The sequence below is a fragment of the Micromonospora sp. NPDC047753 genome (assembly GCF_040642735.1).
Lineage (GTDB): Bacteria > Actinomycetota > Actinomycetes > Mycobacteriales > Micromonosporaceae > Micromonospora.
This window is the reverse complement of the sequence record NZ_JBEYSL010000002.1, coordinates 34,977-46,015: the sequence shown is the minus strand read 5'-3', so window position 1 is coordinate 46,015 and position 11,039 is coordinate 34,977. Positions and strand designations below refer to the sequence as shown.

The window sequence follows — 11,039 nt, the reverse complement described above, 5'->3', positions numbered from 1 at the left end:
ACGCGCGGGCCCGGTCGGTGAACTCGGCCGGCTTCGCGGCGGCGTAGTCCCGGGCCTCGGCCAGCTCCACCCCCACCGGCAGGTACGCCAGTGGGGTCTTGATGACCTTGTCCAGCGACACCTTGTGCACCCCGTCGCCGCGCAACGCCAACCGGGCGGCCGTGATCGCCTTGATGCTAGCCACCGCGTTCCGCTCGATGCAGGGGATCTGCACCAGGCCACCCACCGGGTCACAGGTCAACCCGAGGTTGTGCTCCATCCCGATCTCGGCCGCGTTCTCCACCTGCTCCGGGGTGCCACCGAGCGCCTCGGCCAGCCCCGCCGCCGCCATCGAGCACGCCGAACCGACCTCACCCTGACAGCCCACCTCGGCGCCCGAGATCGAGGCGTTCTCCTTGAACAGCACACCGATCGCGCCCGCCGTCAGCAGGAACCGCACCACACCCTCGTCATCGGCGTTCGGCACGAACCGGGTGTAGTAGTGCAGCACCGCCGGAATGATCCCGGCCGCGCCGTTGGTCGGCGCGGTGACCACCCGGCCACCAGCGGCGTTCTCCTCGTTGACCGCCAGCGCGAACAGGGTCACCCAGTCCATCACGTGCAGCGGGTCGGCCGACCCGGCCTCCGCCTCCAGGCCACGCCGCAGCTCCGCCGCGCGCCGCCGGACCTTCAACCCCCCAGGGAGTACGCCGTCGCGCTCGCAGCCGCTGCGCACGCACTCCTGCATCACCCGCCAGATCTCCAGCAGACCGGCCCGGATGTCCGCCTCGCTACGCCAGGAACGCTCGTTGGCGAGCATCACCTCGCTGATCGACAGCCCGGTGCGGGTGGTGACGTCGAGGAGTTGCGCCCCGGTCAGGAAGGGGTACCGCACCACGGTGCTGTCCGGCTTGATCCGGTCCGCCCCGGCAGCCGCCTCGTCCACCACGAACCCGCCACCCACCGAGTAGTAGGTGCGGCTGCGCAGCTCGGCGCCGGCCCGGTCGTACGCCGCGAAGGTCATGCCGTTCGGGTGGTACGGCAACGACCGGCGGCGGTGCAGCGTCAGATCCCGATCCGGGTCGAAGTCGATCTCGTGCGCGTCGAGGATGTTGATCCGCCGCTCGGCCCGGATCCGCTCCACCCGAGGACCGACGGTGTCCGTGTCGACGGTCTCCGGCGACTCGCCGGCCAACCCGAGCAGCACCGCAGGACCGCTGCCGTGGCCGTGCCCGGTGGCACCCAGCGAGCCGAACAGCTCGGCCTGCACCCGCGCCGTGTCGCTGAGCAGTCCGTCGGCCTTCAGCCCTCCGACGAACGTCCGCGCGGCCCGCATCGGCCCCACGGTGTGTGAGCTGGACGGCCCGATACCGACGCTGAAGAGGTCGAAAACACTGATCATGGCTGCGCTTCCTCGCCGTCGTCCCGGCGTACGGGACCCGGCCGGGTCGTGACCGCCGGTCTGGCGGCCCCGCTCGTGACCGTCCGGGGTATGGGTGCCGGCCTCCCGGGGTGTGGAAGGCCGATCAGCCAGCCTACCTGCCCAGCTCACCCGCCACCCGGTCCGGGACGTGAACACCCGACCACCGTCTCCCGCCCCGCCGCGCCTGGCCGCGGCGGGCGGCTCGGGGAGGCGTCAGCGAGGGGTTGCCCGGGTAAAGCACCTACGGGTCCACGGGTCGCCGCTCCTCCTCGGGACCGAGGGCGAGGTGGCCATCCCTTTCTACCGTGGATTGCAGACGCGGCGCACCGCCGCAGAGTGGGAGTACGACGATGAGTCGCAAACTGGTTCGGCCCCGCGAGGGGCGCATGATCGCTGGTGTCTGCGCTGGTCTCGGGCGGCGGTTCGGTATGTCGGCCGGAATGGTCCGGCTGCTGTTCCTGCTGTCGCTGCTGCTGCCCGGCACGCAGGTGATCGTCTACCTGATCCTGTGGGTGCTGATGCCGAACGAGGACCGCTACCTCGCGTCCACCGGACACTGATCCGCCCGGCACCCCCACGGGATCGGCCGCCAGCCCTCCCGGGCCGTGAGCCAGGGGGACACCACGCAGAAGCGCCCGCTCCGACGGAGGTCGGGGCGGGCGCTTCGGCGTACGGAGGGCAGGTCAGGGGGCGATGTAGGTGACAGTGATCTGCTGGTAGCCGAGGGAGCGGAGCAGCCCCTCCAGCATCTTGCGGGTGTTCTCCTCGGCTCGGGCCGAGAGCCCGCTGTCCCGGGCGGCGGCGGTGATCCGGTCCTCGGCGAGCTTGTAGACCTGCTGCTGCCGGTTGGGGTCGTTGCCGACCAGGTCACCGAGTCGGTTGAGCAGACCGCGCTGCTCGGCGAAGACGTAGCTCTTCTCCATGTCGAGGTTGGTCTCACCGAGTTGCGGCGCGGGCAGTTTGATCTCGACGGACTTGCCGTCGGCGGACTGGACGACGGCGCCCTCACCGATCTTCGTGAAGTCGACGTACGCCTCGACACTGCCGGCCCCGACGAACAGGGTGCGCTCGTTGAGCAGGAAGTCCGGAACGTTGCGCCTGTCGTTCTGCGTGTCGACCACGACCTGGAAGTTGCCCTCCGCGGCCACGTAGCGGCTGAGGTCCTGGATCGACTTCAGCAGCGGTGGCTGACTGCGGTCGGTCTGCTCCTTGGCGAACGGGTTGCGGAACTCCGGCAGAATGCCGGTCGCCTGGATGCCGAGCAGCACGACCACGGCCAGCGCGGCGGCGCCGAGCAGCAGGAGCAGACCGCGGGCCGCCCCACCGCCACCGCCACCGCCGGGGCCATCGCCACCGCTCGTCGGGCCACCGGGACCTCCAGGCCCACCGGGACCGGCCGGCTCGCCGGGGTCACCCGGCGTATCCGTGGTCCACCCGGGTGTCGCGGTCGACCGCGCCTTGAGATCGTCACCGGTCGGGTAACCGGGGAACTCTCTCGTGGGCTCGTTGCTGCCAGCGTCGCGGGCCATCACGCTCACCGTCCTCGTCAGACACGTCGTCTGTCAATGACGGTACGGCCCCGATACGACAGTCGCGCGGCGAGCGCCAGGAAGTGACAAACGAGCAGGTCAGGCGAACGCGGAGAGCCCGGTCAGCCGCTGCCCGATGACCAGTTGGTGGATCTCGGAGGTGCCCTCGTAGGTCAGCACGCTCTCCAGGTTGTTGGCGTGCCGCATCACCGGGTACTCGCCGGAGACACCGTTGGCGCCGAGGATGGTGCGGCACTGCCGGGCGATGGCCAGCGCCTCCCGCACGTTGTTCAGCTTGCCCACGCTGACCTGCTCGGGCCGCAGTCGCCGGGCGTCGGCGAGCCGGCCCAGGTGCAGCGCGAGCAGTTGCCCCTTCACCAACTCGACGGCCATGTCGGCGAGCTTCGCCTGGGTGAGTTGGAAGCCGGCCAGGGGGCGACCGAACTGGGTGCGGGTGGTCGCGTACGCCAGTGTGGTTTCGAGGCAGTCGCGGGCCGCGCCCACCGCGCCCCAGACGATGCCGTAGCGGGCCTCGGTGAGGCAGCTCAGCGGCGCCTTGAGCCCGACCGCCTCGGGTAGTTGGGCGTCGGCCGGGAGCCGGACGTCGTCGAGCACGATCTCGCCGGTCACCGACGCGCGCAGCGACATCTTGCGGCGGATCTCGCGGGCCGTGACGCCGGGGGTGTCCATGGGTACGGCGAAACCCCGTACGCCCTCGTCGGTGCGCGCCCAGATCACCGCGACGTCCGCGATCGGGGCGTTGGTGATCCACATCTTCCCGCCGGTGAGCACCCAGTCGTCGCCGTCACGGCGGGCCCGGGTGGCCATCGAGGCGGGGTCGGAGCCGTGATCCGGCTCGGTCAGGCCGAAGCAGCCGATCGCCTCACCGGTGGCCATCGACGGCAGCCACCGTTGCTTCTGCTCCTCGCTGCCGTAGCGCCAGATGGCGTACATGGCGAGCGATCCCTGCACGGAGACCAGGGAGCGGAGGCCGGAGTCGCCGGCTTCCAACTCCTGGCAGGCCAGACCGTAGGCCACAGCGGAGGCGCCGGCGCAGCCGTAGCCGGTCAGGTGCATGCCGAGCAGGCCGAGCTTGCCGAACTCACGGGCCAGGTCCCGGGCGGGCACCCGGCCGTCCTCGTACCAGTCGGCGACGTGGGGTCGCACCCGGTCGTCGACGAGTTGGCGGACGACGTCGCGGATCTGCCGCTCCTCCTCGCTGAGCGACGGGTCCAGGTCGAGCAGATCCAGCGCAGCGGTCATGGACGCCACCCTAACGAAGGCTCAGCGCGGGAAAGAAGGGCTCGTCACTCGATGGGCTCGGAGAGCACCAGCACCCGCGCGTGGATCTGGTTGCGCTGCTGGAGGGCTGCGCGCAGCGCCCGGTGCAGCCCGTCCTCCAGGTAGAGCCCGCCGTTCCACTGCACGACGTGCGGGAAAAGGTCACCGTAGAAGGTCGAATCCTCGGCGAGGAGTTTGTCCAGCGCCAGCTCGCGCTTGGTGGTGATCATCTGATCCAGGCGCAGTGGCCTCGGCGGGATCTCCGCCCACTGCTTGAGCGTCAGATTGTGCTCCGGATAGGGACGCCCGTCCCGGACCGCTCTGAAGATCACGACGGCACGCTCCCCTCCCCGTGGCCGGGCCGACCGACGGCGCCGAGCCGGGCCGCGGCGGGCACCGCGCGGCGCGGCACCGATGACCGTGCCAGCCTAGCCGCCCAGCGCACGCTACGTTCTGCTCCCTGATGTCAGTTTCGCTATCGCTCGTCCGATCCTGAACCGGACTAACGGGACGTCCGTGTCAGTTCCACCGACCGCGCCGCACCACCTCGTCCATTGGACGACGTCCGCGGCGCAACGATGGTGACCGATGGTCGGCCGCACGGTAACCGATTGTGACGGCACCGATGGGTTGGTACTCCGCCGGCACGCCGAACGCGTCCCGGTAGGCGGCGAGCCGCTGCTGTGGAATGCCGAAGAAGCACGCCCCCAGCCCCTCGTCCACGGCGGTGAGCAGCATCAGCAACGCCGCGAAGCCGGCGTCCACGTGCCAGTACGGCACCGGCCACCGGTCCGTGGACTGATCCGTCCAGCCCTTGTCCGGCTCCGCGTACCGCCGCAGGTAGGCCGACTCGTTGGCGTGCGGCACCACGATCAGGGGTGCCCGGCGCATGCCCGCGAGCCAACGCTCCCGCCCACCACCATCGGGTGTGGTGGCCGCCCAGAACCGCTCCCGATCGGCCAACTCCTCCAACACCAGGAAACCCCAGCCCTGGGCGAAGCCGGCCGACGGCGCGCGGACCGCGTGGTCGAGCACCCGGTCCACCACGTCGGGCGGGACCGGGCGGTCCGGGTCGTAGTTGCGCACCATCCGCCGTCGGCGGACGACCTCGGCGAACTCCATCAGGCGCCGGGGCGGATGCCCCAGGCACCTCGCCAGGTCGCGCCGGACTTGAGGGTGAGCAGGTCCTTGCCCGACCGGAACGCGTCCGGTGGGCAGGTCATCGGCTCGACTGCCACCGAACGGCGGTGCCGCTCGCCGGTGAGGGCGTCCCCGGTGAACACCTGCCACCAGCCGAACTCGGCGTCCGCCCAGATGCTCACCCCGGCCGAACCGTCCGGCGCGGCGAGGCTCACCGACGAACCGCCGTCGGCGTCCCGGACCACCTCGCCGAAGCAGGAGTCCAGCACGGCAGCGCCGATCCGGCGAGGGCTGGTCCAGTCGTACTCGGTGCCGGCCACCGGGGTGACCCCCACCGGCAGCAGTCGACCGTCCACCAGCACGCGGCTGCGGGTGGGCAGCCGCATCACCAGGTCGTCCACCGCGACGCCCGGCAGTTGCAGGTACGGGTGCACGGAGAAGCCGAACGGGGCAAGCTCCCCGCCGATGTTCGTCACCTCGTGCTCGGCGCGCAGCCCGTCCGCGTCGACGCTCCACCGGCTGCGAAGCCGCAGCGGCCACGGGTAGCCGGGCTGCGGCGGCAGGTCGTATCCGACCGTCACGGCGTCCGCCGACTGCTCCAGCAACTGCCACGGCACCCAGTTGACCAGCCCGTGGATGGCCACGTGCCGCTCCGGCTCGGTCAGCGAAAGCTGGTGCGTCCGCCCGTCGAACGAGTAGCGACCATCGCGGATCCGGTTCGGCCACGGTGCCAGCACCTGCCCGGTGCAGCCGGGGCAGACCTCGTCGGCCCGGTACCCGTCGAGCAGGTCGACACCGTCGTGCCGGTACGTCCGGAGCCCACCGCCGACCTCCACGATGACGGCCTCGTGGCCGGCGGCGGAGATGGTCCACTGGGCGCCGGAGAACGGGCGCGGATCGGGGCTTTCCATGCCGGCGACACTAACCGGTCAGGTCCGGTTGTCGCTCGACGCCGTCGCCGCCCGGTAGCGCAGCAGCGCCGGGAACGCGACAGCGAGCACCACCACGAGCACCGCGGAGGCGAGCCCACCGGCCACCCAGGCCACCCCGCCACCGAACCCGGCGGCCATGGTGCCGGCGCGCAGATCACCCAGGCGTGGGCCACCCGCCACCACCACCGTGTTCACGCCCTGGAGTCGGCCGCGCATCCGGTCCGGTGCGTAGACCAGCAGCATCGACTGACGCAGCACCGCGCTGATCAGGTCGGCGGCGCCGGCCACGGCGAGCAGCACGACCATCAGCCAGAGCTGGTGGGCCAACCCGGCCGCGGCGATCGCCAGGCCCCAGCCGACCACCGCCAGCACCAGGCCGAGCCCCTGCCGGCGGAGCCGGCCGATCCAGCCGGAGGTCAACCCACCGATCATCGAGCCGATCGCGATGGCGCTGTAGAGCAGACCGACCGAGCCACCGCCACCGAACCGCTCGTGCGCGATCTCCGGAAAGAGGGCCCGTGGCATGGCGAGGATCATCGCGATCAGGTCCACCCCGAAGGACAGCAGCAGGACCGGGGTGGTGGCCAGGTAGCGGAACCCGTCGACGACGCTGGCCAGACCGGCACGCCGGGCCTGGCCGTCGGCGCTGGGCTCGGGCGGGAGCGAGGGCAGCCGCAGCGCCGCCCAGAGCATCGCGGTGAACAGCACCGCGTCCAGCCCGTAGGCGATCGGCAGGACCACAGTGGTGTCCGGCGAAGCGGAGAGGATCAGACCGGCGGCGAGCGGGCCGGCGACCGAGGCGGCGGTGAAGGTCGTGTAGTTCAGGGTGGTGGCGGACGCCACCAGGTCCTCCGGCACCAGCCGGGGCAGCATGGCGCTACGGGCCGGCGAGCTGATCGCGAAGGCCACCGACTGCAACGCCATCAACGCCAGCAGCAGCACCGGGCTGCCCACGTCCAGCACCGCCTGGAGCAGCAACCCGAGAGTGGATGCCCAGAGCAACAATGAGCCGCCGAGCAGCACCGCACGCCGGTCACGGGCGTCGGCGACCGCGCCGCCCCAGAGCCCGAAGACCAGCAACGGTACGAAGGCAGCCACGCCCAGCAGGCCCACCCAGAACGAGTCCCGGGTCAGGGCGTACATCTCCACCGGCACCGCGACGGCGGTGAACTGGAAGCCGAACATCGCCACCGTGTTGCCGAGCCAGAGCCGGCGGTACGCCGGAACCCGCAGCGGACGCACGTCGATCGCCCAGCGGCGCGCTGCGCGCGACCGGGGCTCCCGCACACCCGTCACGGCGCCAACCGCTCGACGATCCAGCCACCCTCGTCGAGGCGACGGAAGCGGAGCCGGTCGTGCAACCGGCCGGCCCGGCCCTGCCAGAACTCCACCGACTCGGGTTGGACCCGCAGCCCTCCCCAGTGTGACGGGGTCGGGATCTCGGCCTGGTCGGCGAACCGCTCGACCGCCTCCTGGTACCGCTGCTCCAACGCCGCCCGATCCGACACCACCTGCGACTGTGGGCTGGCCCAGGCACCCAACTGGGAGCCGCGCGGCCGGCTGGCGAAGTACGCCTCGCTCGTGGCGCGGTCGACCGGCGTGACCCGTCCGGCGACCACCACCTGACGCTGCATGGAAAACCACGGAAAGACCAGGCTGGCGTACGGGTTGGCGGTCGCCTCGACGCCCTTGCGCGACAGGTGGTTGGTGAAGAAGACGAAGCCCTCCGGGTCGTACCCCTTCAGCAGCACCGTCCGCCCGCTCGGCCGGCCGGCCGAGTCGGCGGTGCCCACCACCATGGCGTTCGGTTCGGGTAGCCCGAAGGCCACCGCGTCGGCGAACCAGCTGTCGAACTGGGTGTGCCAGTCGGCGGCCAGGTCAGCCTCGGTCAGGCCCAGGTCCGCGGCGTACTCGTTACGCATCGCGGCCGGGGCGGGTGTGTCGCCCGTCACGTACCCACTCCTTCTCCGGGGCCCCGCCAGCACCCTCCCGCGCTGACCAGCCCGCCCTGCCCAGTCTCACCGAGCCGGACGGAGAATGCGCGCCCGGGGATGTCGCGTGCAGCACAGTCGCAGCGGGTCGCGTATCCCTTACTCAGCAGGCAGTATGTTGCGAACACATCCCTGAGGGTCGCCTAAGGCGCTCGGCCGATCCGGGCCGGATGAGCGATCGGGCGCACCGACCAGATCCAGGAGAGCGACATGGCCGATTTCAAACCCGGGCTGGAGGGCGTTGTCGCCTTCGAGACCGAGATCGCCGAACCTGACCGTGAGGGCGGTGCGCTGCGCTATCGCGGAGTCGACATCGAGGATCTGATCGGCCAGGTGTCGTTCGGCAACGTCTGGGCGCTGCTCGTTGACGGCCGGTTCGGGCCGGGCCTGCCGCCGGCGGAGCCGTTCCCGGTGCCGGTGCACTCCGGTGACATCCGCGTCGACGTGCAGTCCGCGGTCGCCATGCTGGCCCCGTACTGGGGTCTCAACCAACTGCTGGACATCTCCGACGAGCAGGCCCGTGAGGATCTCGCCCGGGTCTCGGTGACCGCGCTCTCCTTCGTCGCCCAGTCCGCCCGCGGCCTCGGCCTGCCGGCGGTGCCGCAGAAGGAGATCGACAAGGCGCAGACCATCGTCGAGCGGTTCATGAAGCGCTGGCGCGGCGAGCCGGACCCGCGGCACGTCAAGGCTGTCGACGCGTACTTCATCTCGGCCGCCGAGCACGGCCTCAACGCGTCCACCTTCACCGCTCGCATCGTCGCCTCCACCGGGGCGGACGCGGCTGCCTGCATCTCGTCGGGCATCGGCGCCCTCTCCGGCCCGTTGCACGGCGGCGCCCCGTCGCGGGTGCTCAGCATGCTGGAGGCGGTGGAGCGCAGCGGCGACGCGGAGGGCTACGTCAAGGGCGTCCTCGACCGCGGTGAGCGGTTGATGGGCTTCGGCCACCGCGTCTACCGTGCCGAGGACCCGCGCGCCCGAGTGCTCCGGCGCACGGCCAAGGAGTTGGGCGCGCCGCGCTTCGAGATCGCCGAGGCGCTGGAGAAGGCCGCCCTCGCCGAGCTTCAGGCCCGCCGCCCGGACCGGGTGCTGGCCACCAACGTCGAGTTCTGGTCGGCCGTGGTGCTGGACTTCGCCGAGGTGCCGGCGCACATGTTCACCTCGATGTTCACCTGCGCGCGGATGGGCGGCTGGAGCGCGCACATCCTGGAGCAGAAGCGCCTGCAGCGGCTGGTCCGCCCGTCCGCCCGCTACATGGGCCCGGAGACCCGCAAGCCGTCCGACGTCGAGGGCTGGGCAGCCATCCCGCACGGCGTCTGAGCTGGTCGACAAGGGGCCCTTCCTCGACGCCGGACGTCGAGGAAGGGCCCCTTGTCCACGCCGCGCGTCGAAGAGTGGTCGTTGTCGTCTGTTACCGGAGCCGACTGTGGCGAAGGACTCAGACCGAGCGCCGGGACCCCGCCCATCGTCGTTCGGTCCGGGTGCGAGGATGAGGGCCGGCAGTGTCGCCGGGCCCGCCCTCGCCCTTGCGGAAGGATCTTCAAGACCGTGGCTGACGCACCGATCATCCGGATTCCCGATGAGATCAAGCCCGCCGATGGACGCTTCGGCTGCGGCCCGTCCAAGGTCCGCCCGGAGGCGGTGTCCGCCCTCGCCGAGGTCGCGACCACCTACCTCGGCACCTCGCACCGGCAGAAGACGGTCCGTGACCAGGTTGCCCGGCTGCGCTCCGGCATCGCCGAGTTCTTCTCGCTGCCCGAGGGCTACGAGGTGGTCATCGGCAACGGCGGCACCACCGCGTTCTGGGAGGTCGCCACCTTCGGCCTGATTCGCGACCGGGCCCAGTTCGCCAGCTTCGGCGAGTTCGGCGCCAAGTTCGCCAAGTCGGTCAAGGACGCCCCGTTCCTGGGTGAGCCGACCGTCCGCAAGTCCGACGCGGGCAGCGCGCCGACCCTGGTCGCCGAGTCCGGCGTGGACGCGTACGCGACGCCGCAGAACGAGACCTCGACCGGTGTGGCCGTCCCGATCAGCCGGGTGGCCGGTGCCGACGAGGGCGCGCTGCTGCTTGTCGACGCGACCTCCGGCGCGGGTGGCCTGGAGGTCAACGTCGGCGAGACCGACGTCTACTACTTCGCCCCGCAGAAGTGCTTCGGCTCCGACGGTGGTCTGTGGCTGGCGCTGATGTCCCCGGCCGCACTGGACCGGGCCGCCGAGATCAAGGCGTCCGGGCGCTACATCCCCGCCTTCCTCGACCTGGTCACCGCTATCGACAACTCGCGGCTGGAGCAGACCTACAACACCCCGGCGCTGGCCACGATCTTCCTGGCCGCCGAGCAGACCGACTGGATGAACGCGCAGGGCGGCCTGTCCTGGGCGGCGAAGCGCACCGCCGAGAGCGCCGCAGCGGTCTACGGCTGGGCCGAGCGGTCCAGCGTGGCCACCCCGTTCGTCACCGACCCGGCGCTGCGCTCCAACGTGGTCGCCACCATCGACTTCGCCGACGGGGTGGATGCCACGGCGATCGCCAAGGCGCTGCGCGCCAACGGCATCGTGGACACTGAGCCCTACCGCAAGCTCGGTCGCAACCAGCTGCGGGTGGCGCTGTTCCCGGCCGTCGAGCCGGCCGATGTCGAGGCGCTCACCGCGTCCATCGACTACGTGGTCGAGCGACTCTGACGTTCGTCACGGTCGGTGTCCGTTGGAGCCTCCACGGACACCGACCGTGATCATCGCCGCAGCTCAGTCACGACATGCGGGGTGTCGCTTC

At 71.2% G+C, this 11,039-nt stretch carries 11 protein-coding genes; 3 read left to right on the top strand and 8 right to left on the bottom strand.

What is annotated here, in order from left to right; translation table 11 throughout:
• Positions 1-1,381: L-serine ammonia-lyase (locus ABZ749_RS00445; protein ID WP_357221132.1), on the bottom strand; the 1,381-nt coding region annotated here is incomplete at its 3' end.
• Between the two features lie 371 nt (positions 1,382-1,752).
• Between ABZ749_RS00445 and ABZ749_RS00440 the strand changes: the two genes are divergently transcribed.
• Positions 1,753-1,962, top strand: coding sequence for a PspC domain-containing protein (locus tag ABZ749_RS00440; protein WP_030486383.1), 210 nt, complete (start codon positions 1,753-1,755; stop codon positions 1,960-1,962).
• A 123-nt stretch (positions 1,963-2,085) separates the two neighbouring features.
• Here the strand turns inward: ABZ749_RS00440 and ABZ749_RS00435 are convergent, their stop codons facing one another.
• The 7 genes from ABZ749_RS00435 to pdxH all read right to left on the bottom strand — a co-directional run bounded on the left by ABZ749_RS00435 (position 2,086) and on the right by pdxH (position 8,206).
• Positions 2,086-2,931 carry a DUF4230 domain-containing protein gene (locus tag ABZ749_RS00435; RefSeq protein ID WP_357221129.1) on the bottom strand — a complete coding sequence of 282 codons (846 nt, stop codon included), beginning with the start codon at positions 2,929-2,931 and terminating at the stop codon, positions 2,086-2,088.
• Between the two features lie 99 nt (positions 2,932-3,030).
• Complete coding sequence (locus tag ABZ749_RS00430) at positions 3,031-4,194, bottom strand: acyl-CoA dehydrogenase family protein (RefSeq protein ID WP_357221126.1); 1,164 nt, start codon at positions 4,192-4,194, stop codon at positions 3,031-3,033.
• 44 nt (positions 4,195-4,238) lie between these two features.
• Positions 4,239-4,544 (bottom strand): type II toxin-antitoxin system VapB family antitoxin, encoded by a 306-nt coding sequence (locus ABZ749_RS00425; RefSeq protein WP_030329612.1) that lies wholly within the window; start codon positions 4,542-4,544, stop codon positions 4,239-4,241.
• 187 nt (positions 4,545-4,731) lie between these two features.
• Entirely contained in the window at positions 4,732-5,334 is a 603-nt protein-coding gene (locus ABZ749_RS00420) for a nitroreductase family protein (RefSeq protein WP_357221123.1), read from the bottom strand.
• Complete coding sequence (locus ABZ749_RS00415) at positions 5,334-6,263, bottom strand: aldose 1-epimerase family protein (RefSeq protein WP_357221120.1); 930 nt, start codon at positions 6,261-6,263, stop codon at positions 5,334-5,336. Before ABZ749_RS00415 ends, ABZ749_RS00420 begins: the two co-directional genes overlap by 1 nt.
• An 18-nt stretch (positions 6,264-6,281) precedes the next feature.
• On the bottom strand, positions 6,282-7,580 hold the full coding sequence (locus tag ABZ749_RS00410; protein WP_357221117.1) for an MFS transporter: 1,299 nt from the start codon (positions 7,578-7,580) through the stop codon (positions 6,282-6,284).
• Positions 7,577-8,206 carry a pyridoxamine 5'-phosphate oxidase gene (pdxH, locus tag ABZ749_RS00405; RefSeq protein WP_357203216.1) on the bottom strand — a complete coding sequence of 210 codons (630 nt, stop codon included), beginning with the start codon at positions 8,204-8,206 and terminating at the stop codon, positions 7,577-7,579. The genes ABZ749_RS00410 and pdxH overlap by 4 nt, the downstream gene beginning before the upstream one ends.
• A gap of 279 nt (positions 8,207-8,485) precedes the next feature.
• Between pdxH and ABZ749_RS00400 the strand changes: the two genes are divergently transcribed.
• Positions 8,486-9,592, top strand: coding sequence for a citrate synthase 2 (locus ABZ749_RS00400; RefSeq protein WP_091395245.1), 1,107 nt, complete (start codon positions 8,486-8,488; stop codon positions 9,590-9,592).
• 228 nt (positions 9,593-9,820) lie between these two features.
• Positions 9,821-10,948 (top strand): phosphoserine transaminase, encoded by a 1,128-nt coding sequence (gene serC, locus ABZ749_RS00395; protein ID WP_357221114.1) that lies wholly within the window; start codon positions 9,821-9,823, stop codon positions 10,946-10,948.
• The last annotated feature ends 91 nt before the right edge of the window (positions 10,949-11,039 follow it).

Bases quoted from the DNA above. Each gene is read 5' to 3' on its own strand.
- ABZ749_RS00440 (WP_030486383.1), top strand. From the start codon at position 1,753: ATGAGTCGCAAACTGGTTCGGCCCCGCGAGGGGCGCATGATCGCTGGT.
- ABZ749_RS00435 (WP_357221129.1), bottom strand. From the start codon at position 2,931: ATGGCCCGCGACGCTGGCAGCAACGAGCCCACGAGAGAGTTCCCCGGT.
- ABZ749_RS00430 (WP_357221126.1), bottom strand. From the start codon at position 4,194: ATGACCGCTGCGCTGGATCTGCTCGACCTGGACCCGTCGCTCAGCGAG.
- ABZ749_RS00420 (WP_357221123.1), bottom strand. From the start codon at position 5,334: ATGGAGTTCGCCGAGGTCGTCCGCCGACGGCGGATGGTGCGCAACTAC.
- ABZ749_RS00415 (WP_357221120.1), bottom strand. From the start codon at position 6,263: ATGGAAAGCCCCGATCCGCGCCCGTTCTCCGGCGCCCAGTGGACCATC.
- pdxH (WP_357203216.1), bottom strand. From the start codon at position 8,206: ATGCGTAACGAGTACGCCGCGGACCTGGGCCTGACCGAGGCTGACCTG.
- ABZ749_RS00400 (WP_091395245.1), top strand. From the start codon at position 8,486: ATGGCCGATTTCAAACCCGGGCTGGAGGGCGTTGTCGCCTTCGAGACC.